Source organism: Paenibacillus allorhizoplanae, assembly GCF_927798215.1.
Taxonomy (GTDB): Bacteria; Bacillota; Bacilli; order Paenibacillales; family NBRC-103111; genus Paenibacillus_E; species Paenibacillus_E allorhizoplanae.
Window position 1 is genome coordinate 716,950 of record NZ_CAKMMW010000001.1, and the last position, 20,481, is coordinate 737,430.

Annotated in this window: 9 protein-coding genes; 2 read left to right on the forward strand and 7 right to left on the reverse strand. The window is 44.2% G+C overall.

The window, feature by feature from the left end:
* Positions 1 to 78 precede the first annotated feature (78 nt).
* The 5 genes from L6I86_RS02345 to L6I86_RS02365 all read right to left on the reverse strand — a co-directional run bounded on the left by L6I86_RS02345 (position 79) and on the right by L6I86_RS02365 (position 7,460).
* Entirely contained in the window at positions 79 to 2,496 is a 2,418-nt protein-coding gene (locus L6I86_RS02345; protein WP_236284305.1) for a glycoside hydrolase family 95 protein, read from the reverse strand.
* A gap of 22 nt (positions 2,497 to 2,518) precedes the next feature.
* Positions 2,519 to 4,279, reverse strand: coding sequence for a right-handed parallel beta-helix repeat-containing protein (locus tag L6I86_RS02350; RefSeq protein WP_236284306.1), 1,761 nt, complete (start codon positions 4,277 to 4,279; stop codon positions 2,519 to 2,521).
* A 32-nt stretch (positions 4,280 to 4,311) separates the two neighbouring features.
* A complete protein-coding gene (locus L6I86_RS02355; protein WP_236284307.1) occupies positions 4,312 to 5,007 on the reverse strand; it encodes a carbohydrate ABC transporter permease in 696 nt (231 codons plus the stop codon).
* Between the two features lie 140 nt (positions 5,008 to 5,147).
* On the reverse strand, positions 5,148 to 6,029 hold the full coding sequence (locus tag L6I86_RS02360; RefSeq protein ID WP_236284308.1) for a carbohydrate ABC transporter permease: 882 nt from the start codon (positions 6,027 to 6,029) through the stop codon (positions 5,148 to 5,150).
* A gap of 102 nt (positions 6,030 to 6,131) precedes the next feature.
* Complete coding sequence (locus tag L6I86_RS02365) at positions 6,132 to 7,460, reverse strand: ABC transporter substrate-binding protein (protein ID WP_236284309.1); 1,329 nt, start codon at positions 7,458 to 7,460, stop codon at positions 6,132 to 6,134.
* 200 nt (positions 7,461 to 7,660) lie between these two features.
* On the opposite strand from L6I86_RS02365, the gene L6I86_RS02370 reads away from it, so the two are divergent.
* Together L6I86_RS02370 and L6I86_RS02375 are read left to right on the forward strand one after the other, a co-directional pair.
* Positions 7,661 to 9,496, forward strand: a complete 1,836-nt coding sequence (locus L6I86_RS02370) for a sensor histidine kinase (RefSeq protein WP_236284310.1) — start codon at positions 7,661 to 7,663, stop codon at positions 9,494 to 9,496.
* Entirely contained in the window at positions 9,493 to 11,049 is a 1,557-nt protein-coding gene (locus L6I86_RS02375; RefSeq protein WP_236284311.1) for a response regulator transcription factor, read from the forward strand. Before L6I86_RS02370 ends, L6I86_RS02375 begins: the two co-directional genes overlap by 4 nt.
* Before the next feature lie 121 nt (positions 11,050 to 11,170).
* Here the strand turns inward: L6I86_RS02375 and L6I86_RS02380 are convergent, their stop codons facing one another.
* Entirely contained in the window at positions 11,171 to 14,644 is a 3,474-nt protein-coding gene (locus L6I86_RS02380; protein ID WP_236284312.1) for a discoidin domain-containing protein, read from the reverse strand.
* A gap of 366 nt (positions 14,645 to 15,010) precedes the next feature.
* Positions 15,011 to 20,389 carry a glycoside hydrolase family 2 TIM barrel-domain containing protein gene (locus tag L6I86_RS02385; RefSeq protein WP_236284313.1) on the reverse strand — a complete coding sequence of 1,793 codons (5,379 nt, stop codon included), beginning with the start codon at positions 20,387 to 20,389 and terminating at the stop codon, positions 15,011 to 15,013.
* Positions 20,390 to 20,481: the final 92 nt, after the last annotated feature.

Consider the following 20,481-nt stretch of genomic DNA (forward strand, 5'->3'; position numbering starts at 1 on the left):
CTTTTTGTTAACGCTTACACAATAGACTTTTAACACATCTATTACATTATCATCCCCCCCTTCTTTCATTCAGTTTATCTACCCATGTGAGATTGCTTTTAAATCGAAGCGCTGTCCGGGCTCAGTTGTAAACACAACGCTGTAATAACCGTCCTCAAGGACTTTTACATCCATTCTGGAGTAATCTTCAAAGCTCAACTCTTCTTTGGAGCGTATACGACAAACCCCTCCGTTCAAGGACACTATTGAGGCAAGAAGCAATTTCCCGCCCGACCACTTCATCCCTACAATAAATCCACCTCTGGCCTTCAGCCCAGTAACTTTCCCCGTCGACCACTGTTCTGGTAGCGCCGGGAGCAAGTGGATGGCTTCTGTATGACTTTGCAACAGCATCTCCGCGATTGCCGCTGTAGCGCCAAAGTTTCCATCGATTTGGAATATGTCCTTGGAATAATCGATCCTCGTATCTACCATGTACGGATGTCCGTCGAACAAATTCGCAAAGGTTGAGCTCCGCAGAAGCTGGGTAAAGCAGTGATGCGCATTCTCCCCATCTTGCAATCTTGCCCACAATGCCATATTCCACGCACAGCTCCAGCCTGTGTATCCGCCTCCATGTTCCATGCGAAGCTCCAGGGACCGACGGCATGCAGCAGCTAGTTCCCGATCACGTTCAATCTGGATCAAGTCTCCAGGGAACAAACCGTACAAGTGAGATAAGTGCCTATGCCCGGGTTCCCACTCGGCGAAATCTTCGGCCCATTCCTGAAGTTGTCCGCGTCCGCCGATCTGCAACGGAAATAATTGTGACAGTGCGTCCTGCAATTCCACGCTATATTCGTAATCCTTTTCAAGTAAATCAGCTGCGGCGATGCAATTTTGGAATAACTGGCGAATTAAGAGAAGATCTAGAGTGGAAGCTTTCGCAACCGCGCAAGGTTCGCCTTCCTCTGTGATAAATTTATTTTCCGGCGATGTTGACGGGCTCGTAATGAGTAAGCCAGACGTCTCATCGCGTATGAGCCAGTCCAAACAAAATAGCGCTGCTTCTTTCATCACGGGATAAGCGGTTTCCTCCAAGTAATTACGATCCAGTGTGTATAGGTAATGTTCCCACAAATGTGCGCATAACCATGCCCCTGCCATGGGCCAGAACGCCCATACAGCCTGCCCATTTGCGGGTGAGCTATCCAGCCACAAATCCACATTATGATGCGCTGTCCAACCTCTGCAGCCGTAATGAATCTCTGCTGTCCTTCTTCCTTCAAGACTGAGCCTGTGAATCCAGTTAAGAAGCGGTTCATGGCATTCGCTTAAATTGCACACTTCAGCAAGCCAGTAATTCATTTGCACGTTAATATTGGTCGTCCAGTTGCTGCCCCAAGGTGGCCTAAGCTCCCGATTCCATATGCCTTGCAAAGTCGTGGGCTGCGAACCGGGACGTGAGCTCGACATTAACAAGTAGCGCCCGTAATGAAAATATAACGCTGCAAACTGCGGATCTTCAGCTCCGCTGCGAACCGCTTCAAGCCGGAGATTTGTTGGAAGCAGTGATGATTCCGTCTCCTCTAGCTGGAGATTGACTCTTCCCATTAGAGACCGGAAGTCTTGCACGTGTCTCCCTCTCAGTTCAGCATACGTTTTAACACTTCCTTCATTGAGCTTCTGCCGGCAAACTCGCGACAAATCTTTCTCAGCGACTATACGTTCCTTGCCGCTCTCCGAGAAATTTGTTGAGGCAGCCAGGCACATATATAGGGTATCGGCTTCACGAATCTCGATTTCGCCCTCCCCGTTAACTGTACAACTCCCTCCTGTGGTAAAAACCCGCAAATGCGCTTCAAAACGGATGCCTCTTCCTTCTTCATACAAGATCGGACTCGGATGATCTTCGATATAGTTGGGCTCTACATGGCTCGGACACGTACCTTTCAAGATAAGCTCTTTATTACCTCGACTTCGTACAGCGCTATGGAGCAGACTTTCTAGCTTGATACCAAGTGATAGCTTTCCACCCTTCGAGCAGCTAAATCCTACGATTACTAGCTGGTCAGGCATGCTGACGAACGTCTCGCGCTTATAAATAATCCCCTCGCTCATAAATGAAGTAGTCGATATTCCTGTTTGCAAATCCAGCTCTCGGTGGTAATTCTCTTCCTCACTAAGTCCGAATTGTTGAATAAGCAGGCTACCAAGCGGCATATATGATTCATGCCAGGGACCAAGCATATGACGTTCTATAAGTTTTTCGCTCGACCTAAAATCACCATTTGCAACTAGCTCCCGAGCAGAATTTAGATGCCGAATGGCGTCGTAATTGTTCGTATCCCGCGGAAATCCTGACCACAACGTATCCTCATTCAAATCGATTCGCTCTTGATCGGTACCTCCATACACCATTGCGCCGAGTCTACCGTTGCCAATAGGCAATGCTTCCACCCATTGTGAAGCCTTTTTCGTGTACCACAACGTATGGCTCGTTGAGTGCTCATTCATTCCCATTTATTAAGTCACCTTTTCATTCGTTTGTCGCTGTTTCCAAGATAAGTGGTCTTAAGGGATCCATTGTCACGGCTTCTACCGGCATATTGGTGATGTGCATTCGATGATTTTCCGTTGGAAAATTATTGTCTTCTATGAGCACATCCGAACATGCTTCCAAGATCATCAGTGGTTTCCCTGCGTGGCTAGTACCAGCCACTACATTCCCTCTAATCACCAAACCTTGCGTACTTTTGGCATCAACTAGGCCTGTTCCGTCTAAATAGAAAAAATTATGCTCGATCGTAATGTTCCGATGCACAGGATCCTTGTAGTGAGCTTCTTCATTTTCAGGCATGACACTTATGACGGGGTCACCGCATTTAATAAAATTATTATGTGATATGGTTACATCACGTACCATTCCCGATTCAAACCAGCTTTCGCCGTCATCAGCGATGAGAATGCCGCTCATCTGCATCCCGTCGAACGTATTCTTTTGAATGACGACCTTTTGCCGGGTGGAGACAAGTATGCCTCGAGTCGGAACGCTCGAGAAGTCATTCCCAATAACCTCCACTTGCGGGTTCCAGCTTACATTTTCGATCACATCGCCAAGGCAAACGTCATCAGGGATTCGTTCTGTGAATTCCAGCCAAATTTCCCGCGAGTTGACTTGTTTTGCTTTCTGAATGGTACAGCTTCCAATGGCAGTTAACGTAGAACGATGAATAAAATCCACATGATCACCCGGATAAAAAGCATCGAAACCGTACGTTTGGTGGTGCATGAATCGGACCACACACGCTTTGTCGCCAACCATCTCCATGATTTTCAAATGTGTTCCGTGCACATTGATGACATCGTCATGCGACCCGCTAAATTTACTGTTGTATATGCCAACTTTACCTTTGCAACCTGATACATGAACAAAATCGGCAAAGGCGGCCGCCGTTCGCCCCGTTCCCCGTCTTGGCTCGCAAGTAATCTGCTGAAGTGTAATATTCTCTGAAAACTGCGCAACCACGCCTAACCCATGCATATAGCCAAAATTCACCTGATCGAACACGATATTCTTACTTTGAACGATAAAGGTCCCCGTCTGGTCGCGAATACCATCTCTCATCTGGAAAATATGTCCTAAAGTTGTTTCGGGTGGCTTCTTGTAGTGGAATCTAACTTTGAAAGGTTCGAGCTCCTCCACGCGAATGGCCTCCGATGCAGGATTCCACGTTCGCCAAGTTCGATTAGAATCAGGATCAAATTCTTGCGAAGGACCTGACGAATAACGCCAGCCCTCGCCAATCCATACCAGCTTTTCTCTTTCGATGCAGTACCAGGAATCCTGGTGTATGGCACAATCCATCGATGTATCGTGGATCGCTTCGACGCGCATTTCGGACATCGTTGGTCGCTCAAAATCTACCGAAACATGTTTGATCTCGATATTTTGGCAACCATCAATAATAATGGGGGTCATCTTTCCGTGAAAAATAAGCAGCGCCCCGCCGCCGTCTATCGTTATATTCGACATTTGCTTCAAATGAATCCCAATACTTTTCGTATTGTCCGGATTTTCCAGCTCGGAAGCTGTATTAGATACAAAGTAAACTTCCTTTGATGCATGTGTATGATAAAAGTTATAGCTACCACCCTCAAATTGGATGACGACGTGCTCGTCTACTTCCGCTGCAGCACGAAGTATCCTTCTCATCGCCTCACAGGCGTCTTCACTAGTGTTCGGTTGTATGCCAAAGTCACTGATGCGAAATGTGATCGTATCTCTCGCTTTCTCCATCATCGATCTCCTCTTCCTGGTTAAACACTGTATTAGCCTTTAACTGCGCCAGCTGTCATTCCTGACACAATATATCGTTGCGCTATCAAATAAATGATGAGCACAGGAATCAGCGCAATAACGATGAATGCACATACGAGTCCGTAATTATAAGAGTGAAGTCCTTTAAAATTAAACACGCTCATCGGCATCGTCCACATGCTTGTTTTTGGTACCAGAAATAGCACATTTCCGAAATCGTTCCAAATCGCTGTAAAGGTAAGTACAATATTGGTCGAGATCACCGGCCTTAATAGCGGAAAAATGATTTGGAAGAACAAACGAATAGGTCCACAGCCCTCCACGACGGAGGCTTCATCCAATTCACGCGGTATGCCTTTCATAAACCCGACATACAAAAGAATGGAAAAGGGAATTTGTCCGGCCAGATCAACCATGATGAGTCCAGAGAAATTACTGCCCATATGCAGCAATTGCAAAAGCTTTATGGCAGGAATAAATGAAAAGGGAGCAATCATTCCAGCTAGTAAATATTTGTAAGTAAAATTCGAGAACGAATTCCGGTTTCTCTGAATAATAAAAGATGAAATCGAACAAAAAAGGACAGTCAATACAGTGATGACAGTAGATAGGAACATTCCGTTAAGAAAGCCTTGCAACATATGGCCTTGAACAAAAACCGTCACATAATTTTGGAACATGTACTCTGACGGCAAGCTTAAATTCATAATGCTTGATTCCTTTTCATTCTTTACCGAGTTAAACAAGATGAGCAAAAATGGAAATATGTACAGCAGAAAAACTAGTAGAGCGGAAGCATAAATGAAAGTCGAATGAAACAATATCCTCTTTTTATTTGAAGCTCCTATCACGACTCCATCTCCCTTCTACTGGAGAAATAGTTAATGACCATGGCAACCACAGTAATAATGACAAATTGGCTGACACTTATGGCGGCAGGATATCCGATGGATCCCGAAGACATTGACTTTGCCAAGAAGGTCGTCATAACTTCTGTTGCATGACCAGGACCTCCGCCTGTCATGGCATAAATAATATCAAATGCCTTCAGTCCCGAAATAACAGATAACAGGAAGCTCAGGTTAATAGCGTGCATGATATATGGGAGGACAATGCTGAAAAATTTTCTCATTGAGCCTGCTCCGTCAATTTCAGCGCTTTCCATCTGTTCTTTTGGAACGGATTGCAATGCAGCAAGAATGACCAGCACTGACCATCCTGCGCCCACCCAGACGTCAACTGCAATGACCGAATACAACGCGAGAGTGAAACTGCCTAGCCAATCATTCGCCAAAGAACTCAGCCCGATGCTTTTGAGCAGACCGTTTAAAAAGCCCTCAGAGCTTAATATATAATTAAAGATAATTCCTACTACGATGGTGCCGAACATAATTGGCATGTAGACTAGAGCGCGAAGAAGGTTATTACCTCTGAATTTCTTATTTAAGAGTAGGGCAATTAAGAGTCCAATAACGGTTTTACCAACCGCGTCAAAGAAGGCAAATTGAAATTGATTCCATATACTAATAAGAAATGCGTTTCCTTCGTTGAACAGCATGGTGTAATTCTCCAGCCCCACGAAATGAATGCCGGACGTTGTAATACTGGCATCTGTTATCGAGTACAGCAACCCTAAGAGTGCGGGAGAAACATAGAATATGGTAAACACCAATAGAATGGGAATGAGAAAATAAGTGGGGTAATACTTTTTAATATAAAATCGATTCAATGAAATCTCCTCCAAACCAATCCTTTAATGGCAACGATACCTGTCATTCTTTTTTTAAAATGGCAGGTATCGTTGCTTTCTTTTCGTCTATTTTACAACTTATTAAAATCCAGGAATTTTAGCAATTTTTGCATTTTTCACATACATGTCACCATGCTTTTGAACAAATTGATCCGCAGTAATTCTGCCTGCTAACAATTCTGTGTAAGCTGCCACAAGTTCATCATAAGGCAGTGGCACAACATAAGCGTCGTCGCCGTGTCTTGCAATGTTCCCTGCGCTCACAACAGCTTGAATTTCTTTAAAGGCAGGAGAAAGTTTATCGGAAACATCCACGTCCTTAAATGGGCTAATACCAGGTGATTTTTCTAAATAAGACTTCACCTGCTCTTTATCCGACAAATATCGCAATAGATCTTTTGCAGCTTCAGCATGCTTGCTGTTTTTTGCGATAAACACTTGCGTTGCGCCGCCTAAAGCAAGTTTTTCAGATCCGTCTTTGTTAGGAAGAGGAAAGAATCCAATCTGAGCATCAGCCTTCTTCTTCATAAGTTCGGAATCTATAAAAGACCCCTGAATAACAATTGCCGCTTTGCCGTCTACCAAAGCTTGTTGTTGCTGATCGTAAGTTGCCGTTAAGTCCTTATTGATATACCCTTGTTTCACCCAATCCTCGACCTGTTTATATTGATCTACGAATGCTGGGACATCTTTCCATTGGATTTGGTTTTTGTTTAATTTATCCCATATGCTTGAATCAGTTCCACCAACAATACCGTTTACAGCATTTCTGTGCTGCAGCATCGTCCATCCATCTTTAGCAGAAAAATAGAGTGGTGTAATCCCTTTTGCTTTGATTGCAGCAAGATCCTTATTAAAGTCGTCCATCGTTTTAGGGACGGAAAGACCCAAATCCTTGAAAACCTGTTTATTGTAGAACGCCCCCCAGGTAGCTAAACCCATTGGAGCCGGGAAAGCATAAATTTTTCCATCCGTATACTTCATCGATTGAAGCGCAACGTCGTTCAACCTGGATTCGAAACCTTCTCCGCTAATTTGCAAAAGTTGGTTGGCTACATCATATTTTTGATACGCGCCGAAGAAAATGTCTAAATCGCCACCACCGGCAAGCTTTGCCTTGACAAGATTATCGTACTGATCATCTTGAATTGCTTGTATATCGACTTTATTACCAGTTTTCTTCTCCCATGCGGCAATCAAATCTTTAATGCCACCGTAATTCAGTTGGCTCGTTACAGCTAGGTAACTAACAGTAACTGGCTCTTTTTTTACCGTTTCTTTTGCAGGCTCGCTCTGTGTCTTCGCGCTGTCTTTCCCGTCTGTATTCGTAGTCCCTCCACAAGCTGTTAAACTAATTGCAAAAGTGCTCGCTAAAGCTACGGTTAATACTTTTCTTGTAAACAATTTCATTGGTTTTGCCCCCTCCATCATTCGGCGCTAAAGAAGTGTTGTCATTGTAAAGGCACCGTTAACCCAAGTATAGGGGACGTGCCTTTTTAGATAAATGTAGAAATCTGACTTGCTTGTTTATACTATTTTTACTGACCTATTAATCGTTTACATATGTGATATAATAACACCAATTCTCATTCTCTGGAGCTGTTGCGAAAATGTTAAATAAACTCGGATTTCAAGGCAAGGTATTCCTTGTATTTATCAGTATTTTTTTATTCATCATAGTTTCCTTCTCATCCTATCTATTTATGTATATGAAGCGGACCCTTGTTCACACGGATCAGATTAATCTTGCACCTGCTGCGCAAAAAATATCGGATCAGATCGATATGTTGTACAAACAGCTGGGCAATGCGGCTATTAGCTATACAACCAACCAGGAAAACCTGGAAATGATGATCAATTTGTACAATGAATCTGAAAGCCATTCTTCTGAGCAATTATTGTTTAAAACGAAGCTGGCTCACAATTTAAACGCGATTTACAGCGTAGTCAGCGACTTATATAAGGTCATTATTTTCATCCCGGAGAAGAACATTTTCTTCACGTATATTCGAGATGAAGGTCTTGTTAACGAGATTCCTGCTCGATATTCGGATCCGAAAATTGTAAACGAGCGCTTCGCATCCAATCGTCTATTTACGGGTATTTCTGCTCACCTCGACGACTGGTCGACTACTCCCCAGAACGTCATCTCTGTGGCACGTAAATTCAGTACGCCGTATAATACGGATTTTGGAATGATTGAAATACAGCTTCCCTATCAAATGTTAGAAAAAGTTTGCTCAATTGATATTAACAAATCCGGAAAAGAAGTACTTGTATTAGACGAAAACGGATCTCTAGTATTTCCATATTTAGAAGACGAGGTAAAGGAAAGAAAGCACAAGGCACTACGGATAGCAAAAGCAATAAAAGACCAGCGAATGAATACAGGTGAGATCTCTGTTGACAACCAGTCGATTCTATATAGCTCCTATCCATCGGCATATACGGCGTGGACAACGGTTGTAATCGACGACGAAACGCTTCTACAACAAAATATCAGCGACTACAAAATGATTATTCTGTTGTCCAGCGCGCTCATCTTGCTGACTGTGCTACTCGTTTACTACTTCATCATTCAAAAACTGACCAGACCACTAAGACAACTTATTCGCAAAGTAAGACATGTTAGTTTAGACAACCTCGCCCTACAAGTAACGAGTGCTGAACATAACGAATTCAAGCTGCTAAATCAATCTTTTGGTGATATGTTCGATAAGTTACGTGTATCCATCAATAGTGAATACGAGTCGCGGATCCGGGAAACGGAGGCGCATTCCTCGGCGCTGCAGGCGCAAATTAACCCTCACTTTTTATATAATACACTCAGCGTGATTGCCGTTCATTGCGAAGATAACGGCGCAGAGGTAGCGACAGATATGTGTCATAGGCTTTCCCAGATGATGCGATATTCCGCATCGACTATGACTAAGAATGTCCTGCTAGCTGACGAAATTAAGCATTCGATCGACTACTTGGAACTTATGAAGCTGCATTATGATAACAGTCTATTATACGAAATCAACATTCCCGAACAAATGAACAGCATTCAAATACCAAAGCTTTCGCTGCAGCCCTTCGTGGAGAATTGCATAAATCATGGGTTCGAGCAGGTGCTGCCGCCATGGAAAATATCGATATCCGGCACAATGGTAGCCCACGATACTTGGGAACTGACCATCGAAGATAACGGTTCTGGCTTTGAGCCTGACAAATTGATTGAAATCAATCAACTGATGACCACTTATCGGGGCAATTTTCTGCACGGTAAACTATTAACGAATCTCAAGATCGGCGGATTAGGCGTCTTAAATACGTATGCAAGATTAATGGTGCAATACGGAAAGCCATTTTATTTGAACATAGATAATTTAGAAGATCGAGGTTGCAGGATTCGTATTGGTATCAAAGGACAACTAGAAGCTCTGGAGGATGACGCATCATGATTAATGTAGTAGTAGCAGAAGATAAACATCCGATTTTGCGCAGCATTGTTAAAAAAATAGAAGATTATAGCCCCGATCTAAGGATCGTAGGCGAATTCACAGACGGAATTTCCGCGTTGCAAATGATTAAACAGGTGAAGCCGCATATTGTGTTTACCGATATTCGGATGCCTGGTATGGATGGGCTTAAGCTCATTTCCGAAGTGAAGGAGCAAGCACCAGATACGATATTTATAATCATTAGTGGGTACGGGGAGTTTGATTATGCGAGGCAAGCGATGCAGCTTGGCGTCACGGAATATCTGCTTAAGCCTGTTACGCAGAAGTCGATCTTTGAAGTATTAGATAAAGCCGTGCAACGCGTAACTACAAGCAGGCAAACCAAGGAATATCATATATTTTCGCATGCGATCAAAAGCTGGAACAATACTTCGCAAGCAATTGATCACGGAGAATTACCCTACGACAGCTACTTTATTATGCTGATCTGCGCAGGCACATTCTCCAAATTTCTAATCGATGTCGCGAACCCATTGCATGATTTCTGGCTGCAAACAGATCTTTCCACGCTTCTCAATTCCCAATTCCCCGATCTCGAACCATTTTGGGTGCTTGACGGACAAGCGATGAATGAAGCAGTCGTTGTATTTAGTTGCAGCCATGGTAATGAATTAGATTTTCAAACAATGATTGATTGTATGATGGAGAAATTACCCACATCGGGAGTCCCCCTGACCGTTGCAATTAGCAACCAGGTATCAAAGATCCCTAATTTGAAGCTGGAGTACCAAATGACAAGAGCTGGTTTGCAAAAATACATGCAATTTGGCAAATCAAGTGTCGTCATTGCGAAGGACGCGAAGCTAAACTCGCCGAATGATCCTGGGCTTGAGCAAGCGATTGATGAGCAGAAACTCGTTTCACTCGTCAAGCTTAAGAAGAGGCTGCCGTTTTTTACCGAAATCGAGTCCATTATGGCTCGTTGGAAAGCAAACGATTTTACACAGAGTGCTATAGAAGCATCTATGCTTCAGATAATAAGTGCATGCAGCAGAGCAATCGTAGACAAGCGTATCACGGACAGCGATTTGAAGCTGGAACTAGATGAAATCATATCAATTTCCAAAGACTATCCCTCTCTCTTGCGAAATGTTTCATTCCTATTTGAGAACTTTTTTCTTCATCCAGGGAATTCCGAGCCGAACCCGAATTATGTCAAGGAAATCATGGAGCAAGTCGATTCCTACCTTCAGGCGCAGCTGTCCGCTGAAATTTCCATCAACGACATTGCGGATCGGGTGAACTTGAACGTATCGTACTTGAGTAGGGAATTTAAAAAATATAAAGGCATCGCTCCTATTGAGTACCTGACTCAAATTAGAATCGACAAAGCCAAACAATTGCTTACGGACGACTCGAACCTAATGTTTAAAGATATTGCCACTTTAGTCGGATACAGCAATCAATACTACTTCAGCAAAGTATTTAAGTTCATTACGGGCTTAACGCCAACGGAATACAAAAAATCCTTTCATAAGGAATCGAATAGTTAATGGAGTGTTGACATTATTTTAAGTAGACCTCCAATGCCAAAAGTTGTTAATTAGCAAAGAAACAGCGGCAGTTCATGACTGAGAAATAAAGTCATTGACTGTCGCTGTTTTAACTCAATTTTTATTGCAGTATCGCTTTGGCTACGATGGCGAGGTCAACAATATCAACCTTACCGTCATGATTCACGTCTGCTTTTTCATTCCAACCCGCTTGACCTCGTTCTGTGCCGAATATCCCTGCAACAATTGCCAAGTCTCCTATAGAGATGCTTCTGTCTCCATTGACATTTGCGGTTATTTTCTTGCTTTCAAATACTTGAATGGCTGCTTCCAGTGCTGTTTTCGCGCTGTCCACTTGCTGCTGAGTGGCGTTCAAATTATTGGCTGTTACACGGGCCGTATCGATAGCCGACTGCAATTGCGCTTTGGAGCCAATCACGTACAGACCGTCTTCACTGCCTTCCACTGCTGCAGTGTACTTCGTCTGAGCACTTGCAATCGACGCATTCAGGAGCGACTTATCTACTGGTGTACTTGGTATCCTTATTTGCAACTCGTTGGAGGCTCCGCCAATCTGCAGCTCATTGCCCTGTCCGTTCGCAATCAATACGCTTCCTACAGAAATGGTCGTATTGGATGTCTGGGATAGAGATTTGGCCGTGAATTTGAATGAGAGTATATCGCCTTGGGAAGATACGTTCGCTCCCACACTGGCAGCCACAATCCGGATTTGACCCGGCGTAATCTCCCTTTGATAGACTTGGAATCCGTCTTTTACCGAAGTAACCGATTCGAATTGCAACTTCGTTGGATCATAATTAAGCGTCAAATCCTGAGCTTTCAGTTGCTGGTATACGCTTTGTGTGACGTTGCTAAGTCCCATCGTTACATCGAATGTTTGGCCGACAGTTATTTCCTGTAAACCTGTCAATGTAGACTTAGGCAATAACGCTGTTGGCAGCACATTCACGCTGATGCTCGTGGTCAATGCTACGTTGTTCGGATTTACCACACCTGCGGGCAGGGTGACAGTTCCATTCACTGTGAAAGTCTGTGCCGCCATTACAGCCGGGTCATAGTTTGCTGCATCTACATTCCAAGTTACATTAGCAGTCTTGCTTCCTGAATCGGTAACCAATTCTACTGTAGAAGGCAAGCCAAGGGCTGCTGCCGACTTTGCTGTTCCATTAGCTACCCCTGTGAGGTTAGCTGGCGCTGTTATGCTTATTAGCTTTATATCTGCACGTTCAATGTTTAATTCAGAGATGGAAGCAAAGCCGCCATGCCCGCTCGTCGCTGTCAATCTCACGTATTTTGCCGATACTGGACTGATGGTTGCCGTTTTCTCAGAAGCATCATCCGCCCACGTACCGGACTTCATATTCGTAAAAGAAACCCCATCCGTACTTGTAGAAATGGTATATCCCGTAATATTACCGTTGGCAGTACCATCTTGTCTTGGCAGATATCTTAATTTCGAAATCGTGTAGCTTCCCCCAAGATTGAGCGTTATGGACTGTGGGAGATAGGCCATCGGAGCCCATTCGGAATGCCAGAACGTTGAACTTTCCCCGTCAAACGCTTCACTTGCTTCGTTACCGCTGTGCTGGCTAGTAGCAGTTGCTGTTATTTGCGATTGAGGGATGTCATTCGGACTGGAACCCAACGGAACGTAATTATTGGTCCGTGTTACCGTAAAACCTTGAGATGGGTCAATTGTATCTGTATTCGTATACATATTTGAAAGCGTAATACTTTTGGTTATCCCGCTCTCCCCAAACGTAGTTCCGGATATGGTGACAGCTTTAGAGCCTTTGGCTGTAAGGCTTAATCCGCCTTCCTGAAATTTATTATTCGTGAAGTTAAATCCGTTAACGCTGCCAGCATAAATGGAGGTGGTACCGCCAGTCATATAAAAAGTATTATTATTAATACTGATGTTGCTGTGTACCGTTTGATCAGGATTCGTTGATGACGCGCTTGGTTCGATGCTGATTACAGAATTACCTGGGTTGTTGAACGTATTATTGCTAATCGTCACGTTCCTGACCATACCGGATTCAAACCAACTGTTGGCATCGTCAGCAATCAGGATTGCGCTCATTTCCGTTCTGTTGAATGTATTATGATCGATCAAAACATTTCCGCGGGTTGTGACCAGAATTCCTCTTGTCGGAATAGATTCGAAAGTAGAATTGGTGATTGTGACGTCTGGATTCCAGGTTGCATTCTCTACAAAATACGTATTGACTGAAATTGAGCTTGGAACATCTTGATCCAGTGTCAAAAGAATATTGTAATCGTCCACTCGAGTCACGCCGGTTACTATAGCGCTTCCATTGGCAAGCAGGTTGGAGCCTTTAATATAATCAATTTTGTCCCCGACAGCAAATGCGTCAAAGCCCCAGCTCTCGTTATGCTTAAACTGTACTTTGATCTGGTTGGAAGACGGTTTGTCAACGATCTGCAGATGCGTGCCGTGAACGTTAATCGGATCATCGTGCGCTCCAAAAAAATGCGAGTTGTTAACCGTTATCTGCCCTTTACAACCTGAAATTTGCATAAAATCAGCCATAGAGGCATTCGTTCGCCCACTGCCCGTTTTCGGAGCGAAATTCAGTTGCTCAAAGTTAAGATTTTCACTATATTGCCCAACGATGCCTAGTCCGGGAGCAGCATAGAAGTTCACCCCTGTCCACGTTATATCTTTACTTCTGTAAATAAAAGCTCCTTCTTCCTTGCGGGAGTCGTTTCTGATTTGATAGGTATGGCCAACTGTCACGTTCGGAGCGCTTGTGTAAGTAAACCTTACTTTCCTGTTCCCTAAATCCTGCACACTAGAAGGGTTTCCAAGAGCATTCCAAACTCTCCACGTTTTTTTGGAAATTGGATCGTATTCCTGGGTTTGAGTAACATTCGCATATCCTCGCGCCACCCAATTGTCAATCGCGTTACCATTGCTGTCCACTTCTCCTGTCCATTGCAACTGATTATTTACAACCTTATATAAGGAATCTGGGTGAATATTCATATCAATATAATTGTTGCCGACTGCTGCAACCGTTATTTCAGACATAACCGGGCGCTTGAAATCAAAACTGATGTTATTCATCTTTACATTAACAGCATGATCAAATACGATCGGCGTCACCACACCATGAAACATCAGAGACGATCCGTTGCCTCGTATCGTTAAGTCGCTGATATCTTTAAACAAAAGTCCAACCTTTCTCCAACCTCCAGGCGCTTTTGCAGCATTAGTTGTATTGGAAATATAGTATTGGGCATCAATGGCAGAGGAATCCTTAAAATGATAGGTAGCTGCCGGAAAATCAAGTATAACCGGTTTTGTTGCCGTTTTCGCTGCTGCTATCGCTTCATTGACAGCTGGACCCGCATCATCTCCGGAGTAGGAGACGGTTATAACCGAATACGTTACGCCGTTTATCAATTCCGATGTCAGTGTATAATTTGTTGAAGCAGCATTTGTCCGTGGTATCAGAAACATCATTGTGAATAGTACTACAAATATCGTCGATACTAAAACTCTAGAAATTAAACATTTTTCAATTTGAAGCATTCTAGTTGTAGACATATTGTCCCCACCTTTCTTCTTTGTGAAATAACAACTCGAATTTTGTTGAAATTTCTTTTTCAATCATCATATAATTATTGAAAGCGCAAACACATGATAGAATCTATCATATTCATGATATTTTTCTCACTTTCGAACCCCATTTTGTTGCAGATCATTATCCTGTAACCTCATTGCCAGGTATCATTTTGTAAAATTATGGGCTATTGGGGCGAAAAACAAGGAGGGTGTAGCAAAAGTAGAGATTAAAGAGAGAGGGGCACGCTTGATGGTTAAAGAATACATTTTAAAAAGCAACAAAGGAGTTAAGCAGCTTGATGTGCTTAACTCCTTTGTTGCTTTTTTCGTCTATTTCCGTTTAGAGGTTTATTGCAGTATCGCTTTGGCTACGATGGCGAGGTCAACAATATCAACCTTACCGTCATGATTCACGTCTGCTTTTTCATTCCAACCCGCTTGACCTCGTTGTTTGTCGTAAGCAGTTGCAACGAGAGCCAAGTCTCCAACTGAAACGCCGCCTCCATTGATATCAGCGGTTATTTTTTTGCTTTCAAACACTTCAACCGCTACTTCCAATGTAGCTTTTGCACTATTCACTTGCTGCTGAGTAGCATTCGGTTCGTTGACCGTCGCACGGGCCAATTCCATAGCCGACTGCAATTGCGCTTTGGAGCCAATCGTGTACAGACCGTCTATGTTGCCTTCCACTGCTGCAGTGTATTTCGCTTGAGCACTTGCAATCGACGCATTCAGGAGCGATTTATCTACAGGCTGTGTACTTGGTATATTTATTTGCAACTCGCGGGAGACTCCGCCGATCTGCAGCTCATTCCCCTGTTCGTTCGCAATCACTACACTTTCTACAGAAATGGTCGATTTGGATGTCTGGGATAGAGATTTGGCCGTGAATTTGATTGAGAACATATCACCTTGGGAAGATACTTTCGCGCCCACACTGGCAGCCACAATCCGGATTTGGCCCGGCACTGTCTCCTTTTGATAGACTTGGAATCCGTCTGTAACCGAAGTAACAGATTCGAATTGCAACTTCGCTGGATCATAGTGAAGCGTCAAATCCTGAGCTTTCAATTGCTGGTATACGCTTTGTGTGACGTTGCTAAGTCCCATTGTTACATCGAATGTTTGGCCGGTAGTTACCTCTTGTAAACCTGTCAATGTAGACTGAGGCAATAACGCTGTTGGCAGCACATTCACGCTGATGCTCGTGGTCAATACTACGTTGTTTGGATTTACCACACCTACGGGCAGGGTGACAGTTCCATTCACTGTGAAAGTCTGTTCCGTCTTTACAGCCGGATTATAGCTTGCTGCATCTACATTCCAAGCCACATTAGCATTCTTGCTTCCCGAATCAGTAACTAATTCTACTGTAGAAGGTAAACCAAGGGATGCTGCCGACTTTGCTGTTCCGTTAGCTACCCCTGTGAGGTTAGCTGGCACTGTTATTCTTATAAGTTGTGGTATTTTGGGGGATTCTTTAAATACATTGATCTCGGCTGCCGATGCATATCCGCCTACTCCTGCGGTTACTTTCAGTTGAATAAAGGACGTTCTCGTCACCGGGAACTCCGCTGTTTTCTCCTCGGCGTCTTCAGCCCAAGTTCCACTTATTACTTCGGTGTACTGGATGCCATCCATACTCGCATAGACATTGTAGGCTGTAATCATTCCATTACCTTGCCCGTCTTGTCTAGGGAGAACCTTAATTTTATTCAAGTCGTAAGTACCGCCAAGATTCAATGTGATCGATTGCGGCAGCGGATTAGACTTATCCCACTTCGTATGCCAAATGGTATTTGGATCTCCATCGAGCACCATGGATGCTGCATTATTTTCGCCAAACAATTCCTCACTTGTTGCTGATGCCGTCATCTGCGAATGAGGGATTTGGTTCGATGCAACTGTACCTGAATCCGTAGGCTTGTTGCCGTATACTTCTAACTCGGTGATCGCCATACCGCCGGTATTGGCCGAGTACGGAGTTGCGTTCTCCATACCGATTCGAATCTTTGTCGTGGTGACCATGTCAAAAGTTACTGCGCTTGCTTGATTGGATGCAGTTGCCCATATAACATTTTGGTTACCTGCAGAAACCCAATGTAAACCATCCCAATACTGAACATCTAACGATTTCGGAAGATTGGTTGTTGGTGCAGTACCACCAGTGGTGAAGTACAGCTTGATAGAACTAAAGGTATTGAGTTGAGGCCAATTTACCTGCACAAACTCATAAGGACGTGTTTTGTTGACAGCTGGTAAATTTGCTGTCGCAGCTATGCTGTATTTGTTGGTCCATCCTCCGCTAGTCTTATTTCCATCCAACATTAAATTCGGATATGAGCTTCCGTTTGTGAACGTCGCCGTAGCTATGGGACCGGTTTCCGAAACAGTATCTTGGGACCCTGTACCTGCTACACTAGCAGCAAGATTAACGTTTGGAGTGAAGTTATTCGAAACATTGATTGTGGCAATTGCTTTATGAGTTAGATCAGCAATTTGGCCTTCGACCGTTATGGTACCGCTAGCTTGAACCTGACTTAATGTAAGACTAGGCCAAACTACCGGCTTGCTAATGCTGAGACCATTCGTAAAGTTGACTTTTACATGTGCCGGCAAAACCGGTATGTCTCCAGTTGCCACGGATAGGTTAACGGAAGCATTAGCAAAATCATATACATTCACATTAGCAACTGCTTGGAGACCGCCTACTTGCGCAGTGGCCTTGAAAGCTCCCACGACGTTTGTGGATGGGACATTCGTCCAATTTACAGATGACTGAGAAGTCGTACCATCAGCATGAACAACTGTAACATTGGACGGCAGGTTAACCGTACTGTCCTTCATAACGCTAACATTTAGCGGCAATATGCCGGCGTTGCCCGTCGCGTTTGCCGCTTGAGCAAATACTGTAGCCTGTGCTGGCAAAGAGCCATCAAATGATGCATGGACCGTGATTGGACCCATATGGCCTTTGTTGGACTGAACAATGACCAATACCTTGCCATTGTATGCACTGCGTTCGGAGTGCGTATTGCGCTCAACATTCCCCCACTTGTAGAGCTCGTTGCTCTCCTGCTTGCCATTGTCCACCCCGACGATAGCACCGCCTGTTACATCAAACTTAACTAAATTGCCTGCATCCGGCACTATATTTCCGTCCTTGTCGACAATATCAGCCTCAATGTAGGAAAGACTTCTGCCGTCTGCTGTAATTACATTTTTGTCAGGAGTCATACTTACCGTGTACGCTTGGCCAGCCGTTTTAACTACATCCGTCGCTGTAACCACATTACTCGTCGTATTAGCATAAGTCTTAACCTCCAAGGTACCAGGCGTAAACGGTACTTTCCATGTGAAATGAAGCTTACCGCTGCTGCCATTAGGACTTAGGTAGCCGCCTGTGTTTGTGCTGCTTGTGTTAAGCTTGTCATCTTGAGTTGCTTCCGTTGTTTCATAGTATTGCTTCCCGTAATTCGTTGTCTTTATGTCGAAGCTCTTGCGGCCGAGAGAAACACCGTTTAAGAATAGCTCCGCACTTTGTTGATTCGTGTTTACCCAAACATCGACCGTCTCGCCCTGACGCCAATTTGTCCAGTTCATCGGAAGGATATGCGCCATAGGCTGCGAATTCCACTGGCTCTTAAAGAGATAGAAGGAATCCTTTGGAAAGCCTGCGGTATCAATAGCACCGAAGGAAGATACACCTACTGGATAAATGCTATATGGAGTAGGTTCGCCAATGTAATCAAAGCCGGACCAGATGAATTGTCCAATAAATGCCTTACGGTCACGGTCTTTCTTAAGACCATACTCGTTACCCATCGTCCAAGATGCGAAGTTATTGTCGTAAGATGATGTCCCGCGAGAACCTGGAGTCTGATTAACACCGGTATTCACCAAGGTCGGATCCTGATAGACCCCACGCGCACTTGTTTGAGAGGAGGATTCGGACTCAAAAAAGGACGTGTTCGGGAATCGGGTCATTAAAACATCCACGGATTGAGCTGTGTTGTAGTTGAGGCCATAACCACTTAGCGTATTGTTGATAAGTCCCCAAGGACTGGAGGTGGTAGATGGCGGTGTCCGCTCTTGGTCGCCCCCCATAACAATAGGTCTAGTAGGATCCAATGCCTGCACATCACGCATCAAGCGGATGGATTCACTATACTCATTAAATGCACTTACGCCATACATAGATTGAGTGTCCATCCATGCAGGCTTAGTGCCTGCTCCACGTACCTCATTACCTAAGGACCACATAATTATGGATGGTGAGTTCTTGTCACGGTTAACCATTTCTTGGATGACCCAATCGCTCCACATGTATTGTGCACCTGAAGTTGTAGGAACCGGAGCAACTATTGACCCTTTCCATTCATCAGGGAGATTAGTCAAGAACCAGTTTCCGAAGTCATATGTCGCTTTGGCAGCACCCCATCCATCAAAGGCCTCTTGAATAACAACGATTCCGAGGCGTTCACAGGCCGTGATGACCTGTTTGCTTGGAGGATTGTGGGATGTGCGATACGCATTGACACCCATATCCTTCAAGATTTTGAATTTACGCATGGCGGCATCAAGGTTGTCTGCCGCACCAAGCGATCCGTCATCATGATGCAGGTCAACACCTTGAAGTTTGGTATAGACACCATTGAGATAAAAGCCACCAGAATTAGCAATTGTATTTGCATTGGTGGTGTCAACGTGCGCCAACTTAATCCATCGGAAACCGTAAGAAGTATCCATCGCATCTACAACATGAGGACCTGTCCCTCCATTGATCTCGGTGATCAGTTCTGTGCGAATCGTGTAGAGGTACGGATCGTTCGTAGACCACAGGTGGACGTTAGGTACCTGAAGGCTATCGTTCAAAGTGAGCTTTGTTGAAGGATTATAGTCAACTGGATCACTCGTATTAGTCGATACGACATTACCGTTAGCATCAATGACGGAGGTCCGAATCTGAGCAACACCGTTGGAAGCTTCAGAATAAAGATCGGCACTCACAACCACATTTGCGCTGTGATCTGCGTTATAGGCAGATTCCAGATCAGGAGTTGTATACGTAATACCATTTCGTAGAAAGCGGGTCTTGTCAGTCACAACCAGGTGAACCGGTCTAGTAATACCAGAACCTGTATACCAGCGTCCTGTAGGGGACATATTCTGTACCTTAACTACAATAATGTTTGGACTATCGTCACCATATGTGAGATACGGAGTAATGTCATAGGAGAATCCCGTATAACCGCTTGGATACTCACCAATCATATTACCGTTAACGTACACAATCGAGTCCGTATAGACGCCCTCAAAATCAATGGCAATTTTCTTGTCGCTCATCGTATCTGGCAAAACAAAGTTTTTCCGGTACCATCCCAAACCGCCTTCCAGGTAGCCTTGAGAGTTGCTGCTCGAGGAAACCTTCTGTCCTTCAATACTCCAGTCGTGAGGGACATTAACGGTTCTCCATGAACTGGCATCGAAAGCAGGATTGATAATCTCCGCCGTATTAGGTGCGCCCACAGGGTCTTGCAATCCGTTTTTCACCCCACCCGTATTGACGGTTGGAGTACGTGTTGCAAGATAGAACTGCCAATCATCGTTAAAATCGATATTACGGGTTCCGTCATTTGCTATGGTTGTAGCATTGGCAGTTGAAACCATTGGAGCACCAAGTGCGACAAGGTTTAACAACAATGGACTTAGTACAACTACTGCCATTAACACCCCTATAATTTTCCATGAAAATTTCATTTTCCTAATCCTCTCTGTACACAATTTGTAACTTTGCCAATTCTTGAAACGCTTCAATG